This window comes from Collimonas sp., assembly GCF_039923675.1.
Lineage (GTDB): Bacteria > Pseudomonadota > Gammaproteobacteria > Burkholderiales > Burkholderiaceae_D > Collimonas.
Genome location: NZ_JBDTCG010000052.1, coordinates 145644 through 166226, shown reverse-complemented (window position 1 = coordinate 166226; position 20583 = coordinate 145644). Strand labels below are relative to the sequence as shown.

Annotated in this window: 21 protein-coding genes; 8 read left to right on the top strand and 13 right to left on the bottom strand. The window is 57.6% G+C overall.

Translation table 11 applies throughout. The annotated features are described in order from the left end of the window. Nucleotides 1–194: 194 nt before the first annotated feature. The 4 genes from ABI171_RS10375 to ABI171_RS10360 form a co-directional block, all read right to left on the bottom strand. Entirely contained in the window at nt 195–1976 is a 1782-nt protein-coding gene (locus ABI171_RS10375) for a GspE/PulE family protein (protein ID WP_348092476.1), read from the bottom strand. A 61-nt stretch (nt 1977–2037) separates the two neighbouring features. Next, nucleotides 2038–2889 (bottom strand): spermidine synthase, encoded by an 852-nt coding sequence (locus tag ABI171_RS10370; protein WP_348092475.1) that lies wholly within the window; start codon nt 2887–2889, stop codon nt 2038–2040. A 138-nt stretch (nt 2890–3027) separates the two neighbouring features. Continuing rightward, complete coding sequence (locus ABI171_RS10365; protein ID WP_348092474.1) at nt 3028–3339, bottom strand: hypothetical protein; 312 nt, start codon at nt 3337–3339, stop codon at nt 3028–3030. Nucleotides 3340–3581: 242 nt separating this feature from the next. Next, nucleotides 3582–4076 (bottom strand): DNA-deoxyinosine glycosylase, encoded by a 495-nt coding sequence (locus tag ABI171_RS10360; protein ID WP_348092473.1) that lies wholly within the window; start codon nt 4074–4076, stop codon nt 3582–3584. Nucleotides 4077–4254: 178 nt separating this feature from the next. On the opposite strand from ABI171_RS10360, the gene ABI171_RS10355 reads away from it, so the two are divergent. Both ABI171_RS10355 and ABI171_RS10350 read left to right on the top strand, forming a co-directional pair. Next, on the top strand, nt 4255–5004 hold the full coding sequence (locus tag ABI171_RS10355; RefSeq protein ID WP_348092522.1) for an SDR family oxidoreductase: 750 nt from the start codon (nt 4255–4257) through the stop codon (nt 5002–5004). Nucleotides 5005–5247: 243 nt separating this feature from the next. Further along, nucleotides 5248–5703: a glycine zipper 2TM domain-containing protein gene (locus ABI171_RS10350; protein WP_348092472.1), complete on the top strand. Its 456-nt coding sequence runs from the start codon at nt 5248–5250 to the stop codon at nt 5701–5703. Nucleotides 5704–5824: 121 nt separating this feature from the next. Here the strand turns inward: ABI171_RS10350 and ABI171_RS10345 are convergent, their stop codons facing one another. Continuing rightward, a complete protein-coding gene (locus ABI171_RS10345; RefSeq protein WP_348092471.1) occupies nt 5825–6406 on the bottom strand; it encodes an XRE family transcriptional regulator in 582 nt (193 codons plus the stop codon). Nucleotides 6407–6538: 132 nt separating this feature from the next. Here ABI171_RS10345 and kbl point away from each other — a divergent pair, with 132 nt between their 5' ends. Together kbl and ABI171_RS10335 are read left to right on the top strand one after the other, a co-directional pair. Beyond that, nucleotides 6539–7780, top strand: a complete 1242-nt coding sequence (gene kbl, locus ABI171_RS10340) for a glycine C-acetyltransferase (RefSeq protein ID WP_348092470.1) — start codon at nt 6539–6541, stop codon at nt 7778–7780. A gap of 22 nt (nt 7781–7802) precedes the next feature. Then, a complete protein-coding gene (locus ABI171_RS10335; protein WP_348092469.1) occupies nt 7803–8759 on the top strand; it encodes an NAD-dependent epimerase/dehydratase family protein in 957 nt (318 codons plus the stop codon). A 55-nt stretch (nt 8760–8814) separates the two neighbouring features. Here the strand turns inward: ABI171_RS10335 and ABI171_RS10330 are convergent, their stop codons facing one another. Together ABI171_RS10330 and ABI171_RS10325 are read right to left on the bottom strand one after the other, a co-directional pair. Then, complete coding sequence (locus tag ABI171_RS10330) at nt 8815–9225, bottom strand: type II toxin-antitoxin system VapC family toxin (protein WP_348092468.1); 411 nt, start codon at nt 9223–9225, stop codon at nt 8815–8817. Between the two features lie 3 nt (nt 9226–9228). Then, nucleotides 9229–9447 (bottom strand): DNA-binding protein, encoded by a 219-nt coding sequence (locus tag ABI171_RS10325; protein ID WP_348092467.1) that lies wholly within the window; start codon nt 9445–9447, stop codon nt 9229–9231. A gap of 321 nt (nt 9448–9768) precedes the next feature. Between ABI171_RS10325 and ABI171_RS10320 the strand changes: the two genes are divergently transcribed. After that, nucleotides 9769–10137: a hypothetical protein gene (locus ABI171_RS10320; protein WP_348092465.1), complete on the top strand. Its 369-nt coding sequence runs from the start codon at nt 9769–9771 to the stop codon at nt 10135–10137. A 9-nt stretch (nt 10138–10146) separates the two neighbouring features. Here the strand turns inward: ABI171_RS10320 and ABI171_RS10315 are convergent, their stop codons facing one another. The 4 genes from ABI171_RS10315 to ABI171_RS10300 form a co-directional block, all read right to left on the bottom strand. After that, nucleotides 10147–10428, bottom strand: coding sequence for a HigA family addiction module antitoxin (locus ABI171_RS10315; RefSeq protein ID WP_348092464.1), 282 nt, complete (start codon nt 10426–10428; stop codon nt 10147–10149). An 8-nt stretch (nt 10429–10436) separates the two neighbouring features. Then, nucleotides 10437–10742, bottom strand: a complete 306-nt coding sequence (locus ABI171_RS10310) for a type II toxin-antitoxin system RelE/ParE family toxin (RefSeq protein WP_348092463.1) — start codon at nt 10740–10742, stop codon at nt 10437–10439. Between the two features lie 312 nt (nt 10743–11054). After that, nucleotides 11055–12107 carry a hypothetical protein gene (locus tag ABI171_RS10305; protein WP_348092462.1) on the bottom strand — a complete coding sequence of 351 codons (1053 nt, stop codon included), beginning with the start codon at nt 12105–12107 and terminating at the stop codon, nt 11055–11057. After that, nucleotides 12104–12709, bottom strand: coding sequence for a sigma-70 family RNA polymerase sigma factor (locus tag ABI171_RS10300; protein ID WP_348092461.1), 606 nt, complete (start codon nt 12707–12709; stop codon nt 12104–12106). The genes ABI171_RS10305 and ABI171_RS10300 overlap by 4 nt, the downstream gene beginning before the upstream one ends. 191 nt (nt 12710–12900) lie before the next feature. Here ABI171_RS10300 and ABI171_RS10295 point away from each other — a divergent pair, with 191 nt between their 5' ends. Further along, complete coding sequence (locus tag ABI171_RS10295) at nt 12901–15816, top strand: VIT domain-containing protein (RefSeq protein ID WP_348092460.1); 2916 nt, start codon at nt 12901–12903, stop codon at nt 15814–15816. Between the two features lie 98 nt (nt 15817–15914). On the opposite strand, the gene htpG is transcribed toward ABI171_RS10295, so the two are convergent. Together htpG and ABI171_RS10285 are read right to left on the bottom strand one after the other, a co-directional pair. Continuing rightward, a complete protein-coding gene (gene htpG, locus ABI171_RS10290; protein WP_348092459.1) occupies nt 15915–17840 on the bottom strand; it encodes a molecular chaperone HtpG in 1926 nt (641 codons plus the stop codon). A 189-nt stretch (nt 17841–18029) separates the two neighbouring features. Then, complete coding sequence (locus tag ABI171_RS10285) at nt 18030–19484, bottom strand: PLP-dependent aminotransferase family protein (RefSeq protein ID WP_348092521.1); 1455 nt, start codon at nt 19482–19484, stop codon at nt 18030–18032. Nucleotides 19485–19633: 149 nt separating this feature from the next. Here ABI171_RS10285 and ABI171_RS10280 point away from each other — a divergent pair, with 149 nt between their 5' ends. Then, nucleotides 19634–19954 carry a DUF2917 domain-containing protein gene (locus tag ABI171_RS10280; RefSeq protein WP_348092458.1) on the top strand — a complete coding sequence of 107 codons (321 nt, stop codon included), beginning with the start codon at nt 19634–19636 and terminating at the stop codon, nt 19952–19954. Further along, on the top strand, nt 19954–20547 hold the full coding sequence (locus tag ABI171_RS10275; protein WP_348092520.1) for a LysE family translocator: 594 nt from the start codon (nt 19954–19956) through the stop codon (nt 20545–20547). Before ABI171_RS10280 ends, ABI171_RS10275 begins: the two co-directional genes overlap by 1 nt. The last annotated feature ends 36 nt before the right edge of the window (nt 20548–20583 follow it).

The window sequence follows — 20583 nt, the reverse complement described above, 5'->3', positions numbered from 1 at the left end:
TAAATCATTGTCTATTGGAAATCACTATTGCACCGCATGTAAAGCATTTTTCAAGCCAGGAACACAATGGATTTGTCTGCGGCGGCGCACCAATAAGGACATGATGCCTAGCCTGTCGCCAGATGCAAAAAGGGCCACCTCCACTATGGAAGGTAGCCCATTTACTGTCGTTGCGGTCGCGGGGAACCGTTGGTTCAAGTCAGCGCTGAAGTCACTTTCAACACTTCCTCGACGGTGGTCACGCCTTCCAGGACTTTCAGTGCACCAGCAAGTCGCAAAGGTTTCATGCCGTCGGCGATGCTTTGCTTTTTCAGTGCATGAATATCGGTTTCAGCCTGGATCATTTTGGAGAATGGCTGGGTGATGGTCAGCAGTTCATACAGGCCGGTGCGGCCTCGGTATCCGGTCTGGCGGCACTCCGGGCAACCTACCGGGTGGTATACCGCCGCCGGTTTCGGCAGGTTCCAGCTTTCCACCAGTGTCGCCCAGACTTCGTCGGCCACCTGGCCGTCCGGGCTTTTGCAATAAGTGCAGAGGGTGCGCACCAGGCGCTGCGCCATGATGCCGATCAGTGTGGTTTCCAGCAGATAGTACGGTACGCCCAGTTCCAGCAGGCGCATTACCGCTGACGGCGCGTCGTTGGTGTGCAGGGTGGAGAGCACCAGATGGCCGGTGAGGGCGGCCTGGATCGCCATTTCGGCGGTTTCCAGGTCGCGGATTTCACCCACCATGATGATGTCAGGATCCTGCCGCATCAAGGCCCGCACGCCATCGGCAAACGTCAGGTCGATGCCATGGTTGACTTGCATCTGGTTGAAGGATGCTTCCACCATTTCAATCGGATCTTCCACTGAACAGACATTGACTTCGGAAGTAGCCAGCGCCTTCAGCGTCGTGTATAGCGTGGTGGTTTTGCCGGAACCGGTCGGCCCTGTCACCAGGATGATGCCGTGCGGGCGCTTGGTCAGCGCATCCCAGCGCAAGGCGTCGTCGGTCGGGAAGCCAAGCTCGGGCAAGGTTTTTACCACTACCTCCGGATCGAAAATCCGCATTACCAGTTTTTCACCGAAAGCGGTCGGCAAGGTCGACAGGCGCAACTCGATTTCCTGGCCGCCGGCGGTACGGGTTTTGATGCGGCCGTCTTGTGGCCGGCGCTTTTCAATCACGTCCATCCGTCCCAGCAGCTTGATGCGCGCGGTCATGGCAATCATGACCACCGCCGGCACCTGGTATACTTGATGCAAGACGCCATCGATGCGGAAGCGGATCGCGCTGAAATCGCGCTTGGGTTCCATGTGGATATCGGAAGCGCGCTGTTCGAACGCATACTGCCAGAGCCAGTCGACGATGTTGACGATGTGCTGGTCGTTGGCGTCGACCTGCTTGTTGGTTTTGCCAAGCTCGACCAGCTGTTCGAAATTATTTCGCAACGCCAGATCCTGGCCGCCGGTCTTGTGCGCGCTCTTGATCGATTTCGCGAGCGTGAAAAACTGGGTGATGTATTGGGTGATGTCGAGCGGATTGGCGATCACCAGGCGGATATTGCGGCGTGTGATCTTGGCGATTTCCGCCAGCCATTCGGTGCGGAACGGTTCTGCGGTGGCGATCACCAAATCGGTCGCGCTCAGTTCGACCGGCAGGATATTGAAACGGGTTGCATAGCTGGCGGACATGACATCGGCCACCTTGGCAAAATCGATCTTGAGCGGATCAATCCGGTAGAACGGCATGCGCACCTGCTGCGCCAGCCACTCGGTCAGCCATTCCAGCGTGATGGCGCGGTGCGGCGGCAAGGCCGACTGCCGCTTGCATTGGGCGACGGCGCTCAGCGGATGGATGGCGATGGCAGCGTTGCGGAAAATCCCCTGGGCCTGGGTGTAAAAAGCCTTTACTTCGTTTTTATCGACCGTACCGTCGTTCAGCAGCCAGGTGAAAATCTGCTGCAGGTCGAGTACTTTGGGCGGAGCATTGTTCATTGCGATAGGAATATGGATTGATTAAATCGGCGCGCGCCGGCATGGTGTTCAGCGTAGTCTGCTACTGCGGCGAATGCCAGGTCTTGAGGCCGTTGACCCACGATTTGGCGGGCAGCTTGGTGGCGGCGGTAATTTCCGCCGCGCGTTCGTACCAGGCGCTGAAATCGACTTGCGGGGCTTTCTTGAAAGCGATGGCGATGACGTTGCCCTCGTGGACCTCTGGCAGGCACCAGACATCGTCGAAGGCAAACATCATGGCTTTCAGGTTCTTGGCGTAGCTGGGATGATCGCCGAACAGGTTGACTGTCATGATGCCGTCGTCGGTAAGGCAAGCCGCACAAGCGCTGTAAAATTCAGGCGTGTCCAACACCGGGCCGCGTGCGGTGGCGTCGTACAGATCGACCTGCAAAGCGTCGATGCTGCCATGATTCACCGGGTCCATGACGTAATCCATGGCGTCCATTTCAAACACAGAAAGTCGTTCGTCTTCAGGCGGCAGCTTGAACATGGAGGCGCAAATCGCCAGCACAGAAGGGTTCAGCTCGATTGCTGTTACTCGTGCGACGGGAAACTGGCGATAGCTGAACTTGGTCAGCGCCGCAGTGCCGAGGCCCAATTGCACGATGTGTTGCGGTTCCGGATTGAACAGCATCCACGCCATCATTTGCTGAGCGTACTCCAGCTCCGGCCAGTCCGGCTTGCGCAGCCGCATGGCGCCTTGCACCCATTCGGTACCGAAATGCAGATAACGCACCCCATCTTGTTCTGACAGGGTAACGGGGGCGAATTTCGGTTTGCGAGGTGGCTTGGGAGTGTCTTTTTTTGCAACGTCGGCGCGCTTGCCGGCGCTGGTCTTGCGCGGGCCGTCCATGCGGTTGGCGTCGGCTTCTATGGATTTGCGTTTGATCAGCATCAGTGAGTTATTCAGGCGAAATGTAAGCAGATATAAATATAGGGCAATGATACCGCGCCACAGCTGCAAATTTGGCTTAAATGTACTAAAACCCGGTTAGCAGACGCCGATTGCCAACCACCGGTGATCCAATCCTGATCAATCCCGATTTCCCCAATCTGGCCGCGGTTTGTCCCTGCAGCCGATGAACATGGATTTTTTGCGCGCATCGCGGCCCGGGCTGCGATCCTGGTCGTAGACGAAATAGCCGTCGCGGCCGCAAAGATCGGCGGCTTTCTTGTAGCAGGCGCGCCAGGATTGTTCGGCATCGGTGCATTCGACCAGAAAGGCGTCGCGGCCATCGGGGCCGGCTATGCGCTCGGCGGTCACGCATCCGCCGAGCGCGAGTAACAAGGGCAGCGTCAGCGAGACTGCATATGGTGACTGAGGCAGTGAGGATAATTTTTTCATGTGTTTTCTTGCGTCCCGTTTAAAGACTGAGGCCAAGAGAAACGCATGCTGAAAGCGTTACCAGTAAAGTGAGGACGGTGGCGGTGCGTAAAAGATGCTTGAGCAATGGCGACATGTTGATTCCTTGAGAGGTCAGAGCGGCTCATTCTAGAGAGTCATCGTCGCTCAAGGTTTGTCGAATTGTGGGGAATGTGTGCGAACTTTGTAATTGACGCAGCAGTGTGTCGATGTAGCGCGCTTGGTCAGGAAACGCGTTCTTGCAGCGTTATCCAGGCCGCGAGTTTTTCCGCATAAGGCTTGGTATAGGCCGGGCTGCTGGAAGGCAGCAGAATGATGCGGTAGCGTCCGGCCTGTTCGCCCAGTGCCTTTAATCCCAGCCTGGCAGCGGTGCCGCCATTGAAGGCGATGGTCTGCAGTTGCGGCAGCGTAGCGATCAGGCTTGGCAGGTCGTTATGCACGTGGTCACGGATATTGCTGTCCAGGCTGCCGTCGCGGAGGGCTTCGGCCACTACATCCCACAAGCCGATGCCGTGCGCCAGCAGCGCTTGCAGCCGCGCCGCATAAGGCAGCGCCGGCAAGTCGACGCCGATGACTTCCGTCAGCAGTTTCCAGAACCGGTTTTGCGGATGGGCATAATACTGGCTGTGCGCCAATGACTGCACGCCCGGCAGGCTGCCCAGGATAAGGGTATGGACTTGTTGATCGACGACCGGTGGAAAGCTGCGCTTGCGATTCATTTTTTCTTGCAAAGATTATCGTGATGTTTGCTGGCGAGGACGCAACTCTGACGGCTGGCGCCGGTCAAAGTGCAGTTAATCAATGTCTGATTATAATGCGCTGAGATGGGGCTCTGCGGTGGCCGGCGAGATCGCCTGCGCCGCCTTGTTTGGAAGCGCAAAAAATGAGGAAGAAAACATGTCGAAAGCAGTCATGATTATTACCGGCGGCAGTCGCGGCATCGGCGCGGCGACTGCCCATCTTGCCGCGGCACGCGGCTACGCAGTGTGCGTCAACTATGTGCACAACCGCAGCGCTGCCGAGTCGGTGGTGGCGGCGATTCGCAGCGCTGGTGGCGAAGCGCTGGCGGTGGCCGGCGACGTCGCTTCCGAGTCGGATGTGATGACGTTGTTCCAAACCGTCGACAACCAGTTGGGTACGGTGACTGCTCTGGTCAACAATGCCGGCATCCTGGAACGCCAGATGCGGGTGGAGGAGATGGATGTGGCGCGTTTGCAACGCGTACTGACGACTAATGTCATCGGCAGTTTCCTCTGCGCGCGCGAAGCGGTTCGGCGCATGTCCACACGCTTTGGCGGCCAGGGAGGCGCCATCGTCAATTTGTCGTCGATGGCGGCCAAGCTGGGCGGCCCGGGTGAATACGTCGATTACGCCGCATCCAAAGGCGCCATCGATGCAATGACGGTCGGCCTGGCGAAAGAAGTCGCCGACCAGGGGATTCGCGTCAATGCAGTCCGGCCAGGCGTCATTTATACTGAGATACATGCCAGCGGCGGCGAGCCGGGCCGGGTTGACCGCGTCAAAGACAGCGTGCCGATGCGGCGTGGCGGCAGCGCCGAGGAAGTGGCGCGCGCAATATTGTGGCTGTTATCGGAGGAAGCTTCCTATTCGACCGGCACATTTATCGATGTTGCAGGGGGACGTTGAGACGGCTGTGTTGCAAATGATTCAACAGCTCGGCCAACTGGTGTTTTTAGCAAAATTCCGTCCTTTTTAAAAAAATTGATAAAATGCGCAACATTGGTACACGATTCAAACAAGTTTCACTAGTGTAAAAAGTATCTGTGCTGCAATATGGCTAACTCGGCAACCCCTCTGCTGGTGCGCTAATCGCGTTGGCTATAGGCGGCAATTTCGGTGTAAAAGCAATTTACGATGGAGTTATCAAGAATGAAGAATCTGATTGTAGTCGCCGCATTGGTGGCTTTGAGCGGTTGTGCAGTGACTCCGAACTCGGCGAGCGTCTATAACAGCCGCCAGGCGCAGGGCGAGCAGTCGGTGCGCATGGCGGTGGTGGACTCGGTGCGTCCGGTGACCATTGACAAGAGCACCGGCGGCAACGGTGCCGGCACCCTGGCTGGCGGCGCGCTGGGCGCGGTTGCTGCCGGTTCCACCATCGGCAAGGGCAATGGCTCGCTGGCAGCCGGCGTGGTCGGTGCGGTATTGGGTGGCATCGTCGGCAATCAAGTGGAAAACAACCTGAATCAGCGTCCGGGGCTGGAAATCACCGTGCGTCTTAATAATGGCGAGCTGCGGGCGATTACCCAGGATGCTGACGAGCGGTTCAACGTTGGCGACCGTGTACGCCTGCTGTCTTCCGGCGGCGTTACCCGCGTCACGCATTAATTGCCGAAGCGGATGGCGGCCTGGCCGCCACCCGCACAAGCCAAGGGCTGTAACGGTGATCGCGATCGCCGTTACAGCCCTTTTTTGTTAGGGCGCTTGCTCGTCGTTGATTACGCCAGATTCATGGTCCGTTATGGATTACCACCAGCAACGCCGTGGCCGTACTTTTGCCGACATTCTTGATGTAATGGGGGCAGTCGGCTGCATATCTTGCCGTCTCGCCAACCTTGATTTTGGTCAGGTTGGTTCCGCTCTGGACTTCCAATGTGCCGGACAAGACCGTCAGGTGCTCGCGCGAAGCCGGCTCGTGCGCTTCGGAGTCGAGGCAGCCGCCCGGCTGCAATGACAATTCATACCATTCAAACTGGCCTGCCAGCTCAATCGGACCAAGGATACGCAACGCGCAATGGCCGTCTCTTGAGCGCAGGGAGGGTGTAGCGTGGCTGGCCACGGTTTCGATCGAGGTCGGCACTACCTGGTTGCCATCCACCAGTAAAGAAATCGGTACGCCCAGCGCATTCGCAAGCCGCCACACCACGGCTACCGTCGGATTGGCCTGGTTGCGCTCGATTTGCGACAGCATCGACTTCGATACGCCGGCGCGTTTCGACAGCGCATCCAGCGACAAGCCGTCGGCCTGGCGCAGCTTCACCAGGGTATCGCCGACTTTTGGCGGGGCATCTTCCAAAATTTTCTCAGCCATGGTTTTTCCTGCCGTTTTTTTTCGCTGAATTGCTACGCATCTGGTTGACAGCCTCGTTGTTGTGCATTATCGTGGAATTTGTGTTCGATATATCGAATTAGAACAATATATTATATAAGATCGAGGCTCGCAATGACAGTCACGCAAGGTAACAGCACAACCAGCAGCACAAACAGTAGCTCCCCGCAGTTCTACACCCATTTGCGTGAGGAGCTGACGGCAATCGAAGCCGCCGGCCTGTTGAAATCCGAACGCCTGATCCTTGGCCCTCAGGGCGGCAAGATCAACACTGAAAGTGGCGAATTGATCAACATGTGCGCCAATAACTACCTCGGATTGTCTTCTCATCCGGCGTTGATCAAAGCCGCTCACGAAGCCTTGGACTCCCATGGTTTCGGCATGAGTTCGGTGCGCTTCATCTGCGGCACGCAAGATATCCACCGCGAACTTGAACAGCGCCTGGCGACATTCCTGGGTACGGAAGATTGCATCTTGTACGCAGCGGCATTCGATGCCAACGGCGGCCTGTTCGAGCCACTGTTGGGAGAGCAGGATGCGATCATCAGCGATGCGTTGAATCACGCCTCGATCATCGACGGCGTGCGCTTGTGCAAGGCCAAGCGCTACCGCTACGCACACAACGACATGGAAGACCTGGAGCGCTGCCTGAAGCAGGCCAAAGCCGATAATGCCCGTTTTTCCATGGTGTTTACCGACGGCGTGTTTTCGATGGACGGCACCGTGGCGCAACTCGATGTGATCCGCCAGCTGTGCGACAAATACGGCGCGTTGCTCGGCGTCGACGATTGCCATGCCACCGGGTTCATGGGCGCCAGAGGGCGCGGCACGCATGAAGCGCGTGGCATCTTCGGCAAGGTCGACGTGATCACCGGTACATTGGGCAAAGCCTTGGGCGGCGCCAGCGGCGGCTTCACTGCGGGACGGCGCGAAGTGATCGACCTGTTGCGCCAGCGTTCGCGGCCATACTTGTTCTCGAACACCTTGATGCCGGCAATTGTCGGCGCCTCGATCGAAGCGCTCAATCTGCTGGAAGCCTCCACCGAGCTGCGCGACCGCCTGGAGCGCAATACGGTTTACTTCCGCAAAGCCATTACCGATGCCGGTTTCGAGATCAAGCCCGGCACCCATCCGATCGTGCCGCTGATGGTGTACGACGCCGTGGTCGCGCAAAAATTATCGCGCCGCCTGTATGAGCTTGGTGTGTATGCCGTCGGATTCTTCTATCCGGTGGTGCCGCAAGGGCAAGCGCGGATCCGGGTACAGATGTCTGCCGTACACGATGAAGCGACATTGCAGCGCGCAGTGGGCATTTTCCGGCAAGCCGGCGAAGAGCTCGGTCTGGTAAAGAACTAAGAGAAGAATAGAAGAGACGAAGATGAAGAAAATATTGGTAATCGGTGCAAACGGACAGATCGGCACCGAACTGGCGACCGCGCTGGTCAAGTTGCATGGCGCGAAACAGGTTGTAACGAGCGATATCCAGCCTGCCGGCAAGCATCCGGAATTGTCTTATGAAACATTGGATGTCACCGACGCCAAGCACTTGGCCGAGGTGGTCAGGCAGCACGATATCGGCGAGATTTATCACCTGGCCGCAGCCTTGTCGGCAAAGGGAGAAGAGCATCCTGAGTGGGCCTGGAACCTCAACATGACAGGCTTGCTGAACGTGCTGGAAGTGGCGCGCCAAGCTAAACTGTCCAAGGTATTCTGGCCGAGTTCAATCGCCGCATTCGGACCGTCGACGCCGCGCGACAACGCGCCGCAGATCGGCCCGATGGATCCCAAGACCGTCTACGGTATTTCGAAACTGGCGGGCGAACACTGGTGCACCTGGTATGCAGAGAAATACGGCATGGACATCCGCAGCTTGCGCTACCCCGGCTTGATCAGCTATTCGGCAGAACCGGGCGGCGGCACCACAGATTACGCCATCCAGGCGCTGTTTTCCGCTGCGGCCGGTAGCGATTTCACCAGCTTCCTTGACGCCGACAGCACGCTGCCGATGATGTACATGCCCGACGCCGTGCGTGCGACCATCGAGCTGATGGGTGCGCCGAAAGAAAATCTCAAGACGCCTGGTTCCTACAATCTGGCAGCCTGGAGTTTTTCACCGAGCGAACTGGTGGCCATCATCAAGCAGCGTTGTGCATCTTTCCAGGCCGCCTACAAACCGGATTTCCGGCAAGGCATCGCCGATGCGTGGCCGCGTTCGATTGACGATTCAAGTGCGCGGCAAGACTGGGCTTGGGCGCCTGCCTATAGCCTGGCAGAAATGGTGGATGACATGCTGATGCACCTGGCGACGCGTAATCCGGTTACCCAGGCGGCGTGACGGTTGTGGAGCAGGCAAGCCGGAATGAATTATGTTCAACCCGGCTTGCCTGTTTTTACGAAAATGGATTGATCAACCGCACCCCGGTGCCGATAAAATCACCGGTATTGCGGGTCACCAACGTAAGGTCATGGATCAATCCAATCGCAGCAATTTGTTTGTCGATAATGTGTTGATTGCCCGGTGACGTCAGCCGTCCCCATACTTGCGCGCAATCTGTGTCAAAAGCGAGGATACGATCACTGTATTCCGCGATCAAAATATGTAGCCATCGCTCCAATGCTTTGGCTTGCACGGTATCGCCGCGATTCCTGATATGTTCGACGCCTCTGCGTATCTCGCCGATGGACTGTACCGAGAGATAAATTGTACCGGGATCGACCGAACTCCAGAATTCCAGCGTTCCTCGGTTCGCTCTATTTCCTTTCCGGATTTCGCTGATGACGTTGGTGTCGACCAGATACACGTTCTACTCCTGAACCTTGCGAGAATTGAAATCCTCGTCTTCCCCGACATTCGGCATCTCCGCCAGTACATCAACGAGCGAACGGCGCTTCGGCCGCTGAAGAGCTTCCCGCAAGATTTCCCTGTGCTCGGCTTCGGCGCTGCGGCCATTTGCTGCGGCTTGTTGTTTAAGTGCCATGGCGATTTCCTCCTCGACATTCCTGACGATCAAATTTGTTGCCATCGTTGCATTCCTGGATTGATTGCATTGATAGCATTCTATGACATGGCTGCAATCAATGCAATCATCGTCGTTCTATACTGGTTTTTTTACCAATACTACAGCGGGAAGATAGTAATAGCATTCAGCCACGAAAAAGTTAGCCAAAGTCTTATGAAGAGGAAATCGATGTTGCGGGAGATCTCATGCCATTCACAGTGAATGGGTTATTCTTGGTTAACCTGATACTTGAATGGGAAGAGCTTTGTACTATATTTTTGCTACGAAAAAATTACAGCGGGGCTGGGCAACTGGTACGCCACCGCTTTGTTCTGGAAGCCGCAATTGGCCTTGCTGGTGAATGAGCGAGCACTATTGCCAGTGTTGATGCCATTGGCTCCAGCCGCGACATTGACGGATCGTTTTCCGCAACAGCTGGCGCGCGTGCTGGCAGCACATGGCATTGCCCAGGAACGTATTTCCGTTGAGGTCACAGAGATGGAGCAGGCACGATATGCGAAAACCGCGAGCCGCAGTATCGTGGGTGTGATGAACGAATTTTCTTATCTAGCGGAGGTTTATTGCGATCACCTGGCTTCCGGGGACTTGATCGAACTGTCTGTCAAACTGGCGGAAACGCCGTGTAGTCCGCTATACAAGCGCGCACTTACGCCTGAGAGAGAGTTGCGGCTTTTGTTCTCCGGGCAGCCGTGACTGCTTCACTCAGGCGGCGAGTAATATTGGTTTTATTTTAGGGCGCTTTACCTTTTCAGCCATCCAGAGGTCAAAAGCAGTTTGCAATCCCATCCACATTTCGGGGCTGGTATTGAGCGCCTCATGCAACCTCAGCGCCATGTCAGCAGAGACGCCGCTTGTGCCGTTCAGAAGACGTGACAACGTAACCCGTGATACCGACAGCCGCTCGGCAGCTTCTGTTACTGTCATATCGCCCAGCCATTCGCGCAATACCTCGCCAGGATGGGGAGGGCTGTGCATTCGTCCCATATTTACTCCTAGTGGTAGTCCAGATAATCAACCAATATGACATCTTGGCCGTCAAATTTAAACGTCAGCCGCCAATTGCCACTCACTGTTACCGACCAATGTCCGGCTAAATCTGCCTGCAATGCATGCAATCGCCAATTTGGCGCAGCCATATCTTCCGGCCTTAGTGCGTGGTCAAGCGTTGCCAGCTGCAATTTCAAGCGTATTGCATGGTGAGACTGGATGCCTGCTTTGCTGCCGGTTTCGAAAAATGCTTGTATGCCTTTGTGTCTAAAGGTCTTAATTATATCCGAGTGTATCGCGTAACGATACATGCGTCAATTGGGATGTTGAACATGATATGTCTCCAGGGGCGAGATGCTGGAAGCCGCAGCCAATGCCAGCAGTATTTCTCTTGTCCCAAATTATAATTGTCGAGACGATACAAAATTGCTGAAAATGGTATTTTTCCTCATGTTGAGGCTGCTTTTTAGATAAAACTTATGATAGAGAGCACGGCATGCTCATGCACCTGGTCAGCAAACCGGGGGCGCAATAACAGGCGGCTCAGGCTGTCGGCTGCCTCGAAGAAATCGCGGTTCGCCGTTATTTTTCTTTGGGTGGCGCCGTAAAGACTGGAGCTACCCCTATCGCTGTAATGCCTTGATCTGATCGCGCAAATTTTTCGGGACCGGATAATCCGGATACGCTCGATTGAATTTCTCCCACTCTTCCAGGGCATCCTGGCGCAAGCCCGCTTTCAGCATTTCATCGATCGCTGATAGCCAGGTTTCCGCTTTTGTGGTTGATTCCGGCTTTGCGGCCGAAGCGACGGCTGGCGCTGGCAGGACGGGGGCGGCGACAACGGGTGCAGGAACAGGCATCAAGAAAGGTGGCGCCGGGGATGGTGCCGGTGCTGAGGCAACTGGCGCGGCTGGTGCTGCCGAAGTCTGCGCCGCAGCACGGGGCTGGATAACAGCTCTTACCCTTGCTCCCAGGATTGCACTTGGCACCTCCGGCAATTGCGGGGCAGCATAGTTTGGCCGTGAGGGCGCATCGGCAAGCGGGATTTGCCGCTCGGGTTCGGTCACCGGCGCTGAAGCTTTGGCGGCAGGCTCGGGCTTCACCGCGATTGGTGCGTCTTGTTTTGCGCGCTTTGATCGAGACAACGCCGGCGCTGTTTGCTGCCTGGATTCCGCAATAGAAGGGGGCGCGGGCGGAGCGGTTGCGACAGCTGTCGCTGTCGTTGCGGATGCCGCATCAGGCGTCGGCGCGCCAGTCGACAGTGCAGCCGGCGATGATGACAATGCTGGTGCTGCTGCAAGCGGCGCAGCCGGTTCAGCCTGCCGTTGCTGTTGCGCCAGATCCTGTTGCTCCGGCGTCGGTTCGGCCTGCCAGCGCAGCGTCACCAGCACCGCCAGTACCATGCTGGCGGCCATGGCCAGCTGGGTGGGCCAGCGCAGCATGAAGCGCGGCTTGCCGCGCCGTTCCTTGTGGGGCAGCGCCGCATCATTGGCGGCTTGTGGCAATGCCGCCGGCGTGCGCATCAGCGTCTCGGCCTGCGCCATGATTGCGGCGTCCAGTTCGGCCGAAGGCGCCGGCTGCGGCAATCCCTGCAACTGGCGCGCCAGATCGCCATCGCCTTGCAGGAAAGCGTCGAATTCGGCGTCGTCGATCTGATCTATGTCTTTGGACGTCATACCGCCCCCTTGCTGGCAACCTGGCTGTGCGTTTGCGTCAGATCCTGGCGCAATTTATGCATGGCATAGCGCAGCCGGCTCTTGATGGTTTCCACCGGCACGGCGACGATCTGTGCGATTTCGCCCAGGCTCATTCCATTGAATTGCTGCAAAATCAGTGCCTCTTTCTGTTCGCCGGGCAGCTTGCGTATCGCCGCGTGCAGGTCGGCTATCCGCTGCCGGTTTTCCAGCGCGCTCTCGGGGGAAGCTGTTTCCTGCGCGGTGTCGGCGTAATAGTCGAATGCGGCAAGCGCATCGTCTTCGCCGCCCATCTCGCTGCTGAGCAATGTCTGTTGCTGGCGCAGCAAATCCAGCAACCGGTTGCGCGCTATCTGGAACAGGTAGGTCCGAAAACTCGATTCCGGCGTATAGCGGGCGCGCGCGTGATGCAGGTTGGCCCAGCTGTCCTGGGCGATTTCATCGACCCAGTCGCGGCGTGGCGAGCGCCAGGCAATGAAGCGGTACAAGCCCTGGCTATGACGCCGGTACAGTTCCTTGAATGCGCCGAGATCACCGTCACGGTAATTGAGCATCAGTGATTCATCGGATGGTTCAGCGTGCATGGCGGCGCGATTCTTTACCCGGCTGGGCGTTAGCGGCGATTGTGACTTGTGCGGTGGAAGAAAGCAACAACGCGCTGAAGCATTCCCGGTCGAATGATTTTTGAATTTATTTTTCACCCGGTTTAACCCCGTTTCCGACCTTGCCACGTTTCATATGACAAGCCAGCGTATCGGCATAAACGGAGAATAATATGTTACGAGGCTTGATTGGCGCATTTTGCATGCTGGTGCTCTTGCTCTTGCTCCCCGGAGCGCAGGCCAGGGTGATATTGCCCCCGAGATTGATTGTGGCGACCGGCGCCGAACAGCCTGTTGTGCTGCAAAGCCTGCAGATCATCGGCGAGATCAGTGGCGGCATGGCGCAAACCACGGTGCAGATGGTGTTCTTCAATCCCAACCGGCGCATGCTTGAGGGGCAACTGCAATTTCCTTTGCTGGATGGCCAGCAGATCACGGCATTCTCGCTCGATATCGAAGGCCGGTTGCGGCCTGCCGTGCCGGTGGAAAAAGCCAAGGGCCGCCAGATCTTCGAAGCCATCGAGCGGCGCAGGGTGGATCCGGGCTTGCTGGAATCCACCCAAGGCAATAATTTTCGCCTGCGCATCTATCCGATTCCCGCCAACGGCACTCGCACCGTAGAACTCAAGTACGCCGAACCGCTGGCGCGCCAGGGCAAGAACTGGTCGTATCGTTTGCCGCTGGCCTATGGCGACCGCATGCGTGATTTCGACCTGACCCTGAATGTACATGGCGCCACGGCCGCGCCGCAAGCCAGTGGTGCGCTAGGCGTCGTCGGCCTCGTGCACACGGGTGAGCAGTATCAGATGCATGTGGCTAAAAGCAAGTTCGCGGTGACAGGCACTCTCGATCTGCAGATACCCGCCAGCGAGAAGCCGCAGACGTACACCCAGGTGCGCGATGACGATACCTGGTTTGTCACCGAAATACCGGTAGCCGAGACGCATGCGGCGCGCAGTTTGCCGAAGGTGGTTGGTTTGCTGTGGGATAGTTCGGGTTCGGGAGCCGGGCGAGATCACGATTCGGAATTGGCTGTCCTCGACCGTTACTTCCAGGCGCTTGGCAATGCCGAAGTACGGTTGATCCGCTTGCGCGACCGGCCCGAAGAGTCGCGCACGTTCCGCATCGCCAACGGCAACTGGGGCGTCTTGCGGCAAGCCCTGCAAAGCACCGTCTACGATGGCGCCAGCGCGCTGGGCGACTGGCAGCCGCAGCCCGACGTCGGCGAATACCTGCTAGTCAGCGACGGCTTGAGCAATTACGGTAATGCCGCATTTCCCACCCTGGCTGGCGGACAACGCCTGTATGCCTTGAACTCGGCGCTGGCAGCCGACACCGGTCTGCTCTCGGCCTGGGCCGAAAACAGCGGCGGCCGCCTGATCCAGGTGTCGTCGCAATCGGTGGCAGCGGCGGCGCAAGCAATGCTGACCGACGCGACGCATGTGGACGCATTGACCGCCGTTGGCGCGACCGACCTGGAAGTCGAATCGCATGATGCAAAAAACGGCGTCATCCGTATCGCGGGGCGCTTGCGCAGCGCCGATGCCCGGCTAACACTAACCCTGCGGCAGAACGGCAAGCCGCTGCTGATGACTATTCCGGTTTCGGCAACTGCGCCGGCGCATCCGCTGGCTGGCTATCTGTGGGCGGGATATCGCTTGCGTGAACTGGACGCAAACCGTGATCTGCATCGCGCCGAAATACGCCGCATCGGCCAGCAGTTCGGCCTGGCGACGCGCGAGACATCGTTGATTGTGCTTGAGCGGCTTGATGACTATGTGCGCTACGACGTCAGTCCCCCGCAGGAATACCAAGCGGCATTCCAGCAACTGAAGAAAGTACGCGACGCCGATTTCAGGCAGACACGGAACCAGCATCTGGAAAACGTGGTTGGTCAGTTTCAAAGGAAGATTGCCTGGTGGGAGAAGGATTTTCCTAAAGACCGATTGCCAAAAGCGTCGCTGAAACCAATGCCGCCGATAAGTGCAATGGCAGCTGAACCTGCCTCCGGCCGGGTTCGCGCGGTTGTTGTTCCCGCACCGGTTATCCCCGCGCCAGAGTTCGCAGTGGCGGCTCCTGTCCCGGCAGCTCCGATTGCGGGGCGCTTGAATTTTGCGTCGACTGCAGATTCCCTGGCAAAATCCGCTGTCGACAAGGGCGCGGCATCCGATGCGCCAGAGATCAGGGTGGCGCTTCAAAAATGGACCGCAGCCGCCCCCTATGTCGACCGGCTCAAGGCTGCCACGGCGGAAACCGTCTATCCGATCTACCTGGATGAAAAGCCGAGCTATATTAACAGCAGCGCCTTTTATCTTGATGCCGCCGACATCCTGCTGGAGAAAGGGCAGCGCGACCTGGCGCTGCGCGTACTGTCCAACCTGGCGGAGATGGATCTTGAGAACCGCGCCGTGTTGCGTATACTGGGCTATCGCCTGTTGCAGGCCGGCGCGCCGCAACTTGCCATTCCGGTCTTCGAAAAAGTAAGGCAGTTGGCGGAAGAAGAGCCGCAATCGTTCCGCGATCTCGGTCTGGCTTACGCCGCCGACAAGCAGTACCAGAAAGCCATCGACCAGTTATACGAAGTTGTGCTACGGCCGTGGGATGCGCGCTTTCCGGAAATCGAAACGATTGTGCTGGCGGAACTGAACCAGATTATCGCTACCGCCGGCGTGCCGCTCGACACCAGCCGTATCGACCCGCGTTTGATCAAGAACATGCCGCTCGACTTGCGCGTGATCATGACCTGGGATGCCGATAATTCCGACATGGACCTGTGGGTGACCGATCCCAATGGCGAGAAATGTTTCTACGGTCATCCGCTGACCTATCAAGGTGGCCGCATGTCGCGCGATTTCACCCAGGGTTACGGGCCGGAAGAATTTTCGCTGCGCAAGGCCAAGCCGGGAAAGTACAAGATCGAAGCCAATTATTTCGGTAATAGCCAGCAGCTGATTGCGGGCGACACGACCTTGCAGGTTAAGCTGACGACCGGCTTCAGTACTTCGCAGCAGAAGGAGCAGATGGTCACGCTGCGCTTGAAGGATCGGCAGGAGACGGTGTTCGTCGGGGAGTTCGAGGTGTCGCCGTAAGGCTTGAACTGAAGAAAAACTGACATGGCCGGTGGCAAGCAAAAGGGCTGGAAGACAGATTGTCTTCCAGCCCTTTATTTTTGCCCGACGCTTTCCTGTTACTTGCCGGTCATGCCCAGCAACATTTCATTCAAGCGCTTGACAAAGCCCGCCGGATCAGCCAGCGCGCCGCCTTCAGCCAGCAAGGCCTGGTCGAACAAAATGTGCGACCAGTCGCCGAACTTGGCTTCTTCGTACTGCAGGCGCTGCACCAGCGGATGGTCCGGATTGATTTCCAGGATAGGCTTGGAATCCGGCGCTTCCTGGCCCGCAGCCTTCAGCATGCGCAGCAGGTTGCCCGACAGTTCGTTTTCATCGGCCACCAGGCAGGCTGGCGAATCGGTCAGGCGGAAAGTGACGCGTACATCCTTGGCTTTGTCGGCCAGGGCGGCTTTCATCTTCTCGACCAGATCCTTGAACTGGGTTTCGGTTTCTTCGTGCTGCTTCTTCTCGGCTTCATCTTCCAGCGTGCCGAGATCGAGGCCGCCCTTGGCTACCGATGCCAGTTCCTTGCCTTCGAAATCCTGCAGGAAGGACAGCATCCATTCATCGACGCGGTCGGTCAGCAACAGCACTTCGACGCCTTTCTTGCGGAAAATTTCCAGGTGCGGGCTGTTCTTGGCGGCGGCGAAAGTTTCGCCGGTGGCATAGTAGATCTTGTCCTGGCCTTCTTTCATGCGGCCGATGTAGTCGGCGAAGGAGACGGTTTGTACATCGCCTTCATTGCTGGCGGAGTTGCCAGTTGAGGCAAAGCGCAGCAGCTTGGCGATACGGTCCTTGTTGGTCGCATCTTCGCCGATGCCTTCTTTCAGCACCTGGCCGAATTCCTTCCAGAAGCTGGCGTACTTGTCCTTCTGCGCCTGGTCGTCGCTATTGGCCAGTTCTTCCAGCAAGCCCAGCACGCGCTTGGTCGAGCCTTCGCGGATCACGCGTACATCGCGCGATTCTTGCAGGATTTCGCGCGATACATTCAATGGCAAATCGCTGGAATCGATCACGCCCTTGACGAAGCGCAGATAGACCGGCATCAGTTGTTCGGCGTCGTCCATGATGAAGACGCGCTTGACATACAGCTTGATGCCGCCGCGCTTGTTGCGGTCCCACAGGTCGAACGGGGCGCGGCTTGGCACGTATAGCAGCTGGGTGTATTCGCTACGGCCTTCGACCCGGTTGTGGGTGTAAGTCAACGGCGCTTCGAAATCGTGCGAGACGTGTTTGTAGAACTCGACATACTGTTCTTCGCTGATGTCGGACTTGTTGCGGGCCCACAGCGCGCTGGCCTGGTTGACGGTTTCGAACTCGTCCTTGACGACGGTTTCTTTCTTTTCTTCGTCCCATTCTTCTTTCTGCATCACGATCGGCAGCGAGATATGGTCGGAATATTTACGGATGATGGATTTCAGCTTCCAGGCCGACAGGTACTCGTCTTCACCTTCACGCAGATGCAGGACGATGTCGGTGCCGCGCGAGGCCTTGTCGATGGCTTCGATGCTGAAGTCGCCATCACCGGTGGATTCCCAGCGTACGCCTTCAGTGGCGGTGGCGCCGGCACGGCGGGTGTCGACCGTGATCTTGTCGGCGATGATGAAGGCGGAGTAGAAGCCGACGCCGAACTGGCCGATCAGCGCCGCATCTTTTTGCTGGTCGCCGGACAGTTTCGAGAAGAATTCCTTGGTGCCGGATTTGGCGATGGTGCCGAGGTGCGAGATGGCTTCATCGCGGCTCATGCCGATACCGTTGTCCGAGATCGTGATGGTGCGCGCAGCCTTGTCGAAAGCGACCTTGATCTTCAGTTCAGGATCGTTCTCGAACAGGGCGTCGTTGTTGATCGCTTCAAAGCGCAGCTTGTCGGCGGCATCGGATGCATTGGATACCAGTTCGCGCAGGAAAATTTCCTTGTTGGAGTACAGCGAGTGGATCATCAATTGCAGCAGTTGCTTGACTTCTGCCTGAAAACCAAGGGTTTGCTTTTCGGATACGGCCATTGTTTCCTCTATGTATGAATGGTGAAAAAGTGATGTAAAAACGATCATCAAGATAAAGCGGTCAGCAAGGCGCGGTGCGCCATACCTGCTGCGGTCCGCCTTAATTGCGTAAATCTATGAATTTCTCAAGAAATGGGGAGCAAACCGGATTTTACAAGAGCGGCCGGCCATTCGGCTATCGAACTTGCCTTATTTGCCACACTCCTGTTCCAGGAAGCGCCAGACGGCCGGATCCGACATCGCTGCCACGTTAATCCGCATCCGTGACGACGGCAACTGACTGGGGGAGAACAGGGCGCCGGGCGCCAGCAGGTAACCCTCGGCCAGGGCTTTTTCCGCCATCACATTGGTGTCGCGCCCTGTGTCGACCCAGACAAAGATGCCGGCCGGCGTGCTGATGTCGACCGTCATGCCGATCCTTTCCATCTGCCGAATGGTACGGTCGCGCACGCTGTCGAGCTTGTTGCGCAGACGGTCCAGGTGCTTGCGGTAATGGCCTTCGGACAGGATTTTGTACACTATCCGTTCGCCGATTTCGGCGCTGGTCAGGTTGGTCAGCATCTTGCGGTCGGCAAAATGCTGCGCCAGTTCGAGCGAGGTGGCGATGAAGCCGGAGCGCAGGTTGGGCGAGAGCGTCTTGGAAAAGCCACCCATGTAGATCACGCGATTGAGCTGGTCCAGCGCGGCGATGCGCGTGGCCGGCTGGATCGCGGAACCGGGATGCATGTCGCAATAGATATCATCCTCGACGATCATGAAATCGTGCTCTTCGGCCAGCTTGAGAATCTGGAACGCCTTGGCTGCCGACAGCGAGGTCGAGGTCGGATTGTGCAGCACGGACACCAGCACATATAGTTTGGGCTTGTGCAGCGCCGCCAGTTCGGCCAGCTTGACCATATCCGGGCCGTCGGCCAAGCGCGGTACGCCAACCACTTTGGCGCCCAGCGCGGCGAACGAGGCGAACATCAGGAACCAGGACGGATCGTCGACAAAAATCACATCGCCGGGCTGGGTAAAGTGACGCGCCACCAGATCAAGCGCCTGGGTGACGCCGGTGGTGGTGACGAACTGTTCCGGCGTCGCCGCGATTTCCAGCTCTGCCATTTTCAACTGCAATTGCTGGCGCAGCGGCAAGAAGCCCTGTGGTGTGCCGTACGACAGCAGTTGCGCCGGACTTTGCCGGCTGATGCCGCGCAAGGCGTTGGCGATCAGTTCGCCATCCAGCCAATCGCTGGGGAACATACCGGAGCCGGGCATGGTCTTGTTCGGCGCCTGCTGGTGCATGTTGCGCACCAGCCAGACTACATCGATCAGTTGCGGCTGCTTGTCGCTGGAGGCATTGCTGCCGCGCTCGGCCAGCAACGGCGAGCGTTCGCGCACATAGAAGCCAGAGCCGCGGCGCGATTCCAGGCAACCCTTGGCCACCAGCCGGTCGTAGGCTTCAACCACGGTGAAGCGCGACACAGTATGGCTGTCGGCAAACTGGCGGATCGACGGCATGCGGGCGCCGGTGCGCAACAGGCGGTCGTTGATGCGCGTTTCGATGCTGCGCACGATCTGCTCGACCAGCGATGTGTCGCTATCGCGTGACAGCGGTTGCGGCGCAGATGGAAGCTGGTCGCTGTTCAGTTTGCGGGGAAGGATTGTATTGGTCACTGTGCTGATTTCTGTATTGGTAATTTAGCCGGGACAATATCAGGAATTACTTGGTAAAGTGTATTGGTACTGTATTGGTTTATTGGCTTAGCATAGACCTAAATCCTTTATGCTGCAAATCCGGAAGCGAGTTCACCATGCAAACGCTATTCAAGCAACAATCCCATACTTTGTCGGGCGGCAAAGTGCTGTCCGGCGTCACCGAACAGCATTTGATCCTGAAAGTGGTCAGCGGCCGCGTCTGGGTCACCTTTGAAGGGCAGCCGGAAGACCATTGGCTACACGCCGGGCGCTCGCTGACCTTGCTGCCAGGCCGGATGGTGGTGGTTGAGGCCGATCCGGGTCATAGCCGCATCACGTTGACCGGCCAGTCGCAACGCGGCGCCACCAGCTTGTTGCGCGTCATGCTGGCGCGTTTGCGCGGGCCTGGTTTTCATCCTGCCACGAGCGTCTCATGATGCTGGAAGCCTTGCTGCCGCTGGCCGTATTTGCCTTCGTGTCGTCGATCACGCCGGGGCCGAACAACATCATGCTGACTTCATCCGGCATCATGTTCGGCTTCAACCGCACGATTCCGCACATGCTCGGCGTGACCTTTGGCTTTGGCGTAATGCTGGTGCTGTGCGCGGCGGGCATCGGCAGCCTGGTGCTGGCGTTGCCCTCGATTCACGTCATCCTCAAGACCCTGGGTTCGGCCTACCTGCTATACCTGGCCTGGAAACTGCGCAACATGTCTTTCAAATCCGAGGTGGAAAGCGGCCACAAACCGATGACCTTCTTTGGCGCGGCGATCTTCCAGGCCGCAAATCCGAAAGCCTGGATCATGGCGATCACCAGCGCCTCGGCATTCCTGCCGCCGCTGCAGCCGATCTGGTTGTCGATCGGCCTGTATTGCGTGATTTTTTCGGTGATCAACCTGCCATGCGTCGGCGTCTGGGCCGCCGCCGGCTCGGTGCTGCGGCGCTATCTGGCGCAACCTTTGTGGCAGCGCACCTTCTGTGCCGTAATGGTGGTGCTGACCATTTACTCAGCGGTCTCGATCTGGCTTTGATCGCACCATCGATCCGATAAATATCTCTAAGACAGG

Coding starts and splice junctions, on each gene's coding strand:
- ABI171_RS10300 (WP_348092461.1), bottom strand. CDS start 12,709: ATGCACGCTGAACCATCCGATGAATCACTGATGCTCAATTACCGTGAC.
- ABI171_RS10295 (WP_348092460.1), top strand. CDS start 12,901: ATGTTACGAGGCTTGATTGGCGCATTTTGCATGCTGGTGCTCTTGCTC.
- ABI171_RS10355 (WP_348092522.1), top strand. CDS start 4,255: ATGTCGAAAGCAGTCATGATTATTACCGGCGGCAGTCGCGGCATCGGC.
- ABI171_RS10335 (WP_348092469.1), top strand. CDS start 7,803: ATGAAGAAAATATTGGTAATCGGTGCAAACGGACAGATCGGCACCGAA.
- ABI171_RS10325 (WP_348092467.1), bottom strand. CDS start 9,447: ATGGCAACAAATTTGATCGTCAGGAATGTCGAGGAGGAAATCGCCATG.
- ABI171_RS10280 (WP_348092458.1), top strand. CDS start 19,634: ATGCAAACGCTATTCAAGCAACAATCCCATACTTTGTCGGGCGGCAAA.
- ABI171_RS10345 (WP_348092471.1), bottom strand. CDS start 6,406: ATGGCTGAGAAAATTTTGGAAGATGCCCCGCCAAAAGTCGGCGATACC.
- ABI171_RS10370 (WP_348092475.1), bottom strand. CDS start 2,889: ATGCTGATCAAACGCAAATCCATAGAAGCCGACGCCAACCGCATGGAC.
- kbl (WP_348092470.1), top strand. CDS start 6,539: ATGACAGTCACGCAAGGTAACAGCACAACCAGCAGCACAAACAGTAGC.
- ABI171_RS10360 (WP_348092473.1), bottom strand. CDS start 4,076: ATGAATCGCAAGCGCAGCTTTCCACCGGTCGTCGATCAACAAGTCCAT.
- ABI171_RS10315 (WP_348092464.1), bottom strand. CDS start 10,428: ATGGGACGAATGCACAGCCCTCCCCATCCTGGCGAGGTATTGCGCGAA.
- htpG (WP_348092459.1), bottom strand. CDS start 17,840: ATGGCCGTATCCGAAAAGCAAACCCTTGGTTTTCAGGCAGAAGTCAAG.
- ABI171_RS10305 (WP_348092462.1), bottom strand. CDS start 12,107: ATGACGTCCAAAGACATAGATCAGATCGACGACGCCGAATTCGACGCT.
- ABI171_RS10365 (WP_348092474.1), bottom strand. CDS start 3,339: ATGAAAAAATTATCCTCACTGCCTCAGTCACCATATGCAGTCTCGCTG.
- ABI171_RS10310 (WP_348092463.1), bottom strand. CDS start 10,742: ATGTATCGTTACGCGATACACTCGGATATAATTAAGACCTTTAGACAC.
- ABI171_RS10275 (WP_348092520.1), top strand. CDS start 19,954: ATGCTGGAAGCCTTGCTGCCGCTGGCCGTATTTGCCTTCGTGTCGTCG.
- ABI171_RS10375 (WP_348092476.1), bottom strand. CDS start 1,976: ATGAACAATGCTCCGCCCAAAGTACTCGACCTGCAGCAGATTTTCACC.
- ABI171_RS10350 (WP_348092472.1), top strand. CDS start 5,248: ATGAAGAATCTGATTGTAGTCGCCGCATTGGTGGCTTTGAGCGGTTGT.